The following is a 778-nucleotide window of genomic DNA, read 5'->3' as shown; positions in this document are numbered from 1 at the left end:
TGCTGATCGAGGAAAACGTGCAGATCCCTGAAGACACCAAAGAGTTCGCCATCAACATGAGCAACATGCGCCACTGGGACGCCCCGGTCAAGCGCTACGTGGACGAGTTGCTGGCCGGCAAGGACGGTCCGCGCGGCAAGGACTTCAACATGCGCTGGATCGCCGCCATGGTGGCCGACGTGCACCGCATCCTGTGCCGCGGCGGCATCTTCCTCTACCCCTGGGACAAACGCGAGCCCGAAAAGGCCGGAAAACTGCGCCTGATGTACGAAGCCAACCCCATGAGCTGGCTCATCGAGCAGGCCGGCGGCGCCGCCACCAACGGCAAACAACGCATCCTGGACTTGCAACCCACCAAGCTGCACGAGCGCGTCAGCGTCATACTCGGCTCCAAAAATGAGGTCGAACGGGTGACCTCCTATCACTCCGGGCTATAATTGAAGGCTGTATTTCATAAAAAGCCGGTGTAGCTCAGTCGGTAGAGCAGCTCATTCGTAATGAGAAGGTCGGGTGTTCGATTCATCTCTCCGGCACCAATTCAGGCGGAAATAGCGATAGTGGTCACTTACCGGTGATCGCTGAGGTCACTTCTGGTGACAGTCGATTTTCCGCATTAAAAATGCCTCCTTTGTGGAGGCTTTTTCTTTTCGGTAGGCAAGCATTTACCGCCGACTCAACCCAAACCTTGTTGATTTCTGCTGCCCTCTCATCARCAAGACACAAAACCTGTTCTCGCAGCAGCTCTCGCAGCGGTACACACTACAGTGAGGGTTCCAAA

Annotated in this window: 1 tRNA gene and 1 pseudogene; both read left to right on the top strand. The window is 56.0% G+C overall.

Annotation, left to right across the window (positions count from 1 at the left end):
• Positions 1 to 437: pseudogene (locus AC1D1X_RS24820) on the top strand (class 1 fructose-bisphosphatase); the annotation flags it as partial.
• Between the two features lie 23 nt (positions 438 to 460).
• A tRNA-Thr gene (locus tag AC1D1X_RS24815) sits at positions 461 to 536 on the top strand.
• Positions 537 to 778 lie beyond the last annotated feature (242 nt).

Source organism: Polaromonas sp. P1_G4 (assembly GCF_056405475.1).
The sequence above is the reverse complement of the archived record's forward strand: the minus strand, read 5'-3'. Positions and strand labels throughout refer to the sequence as shown.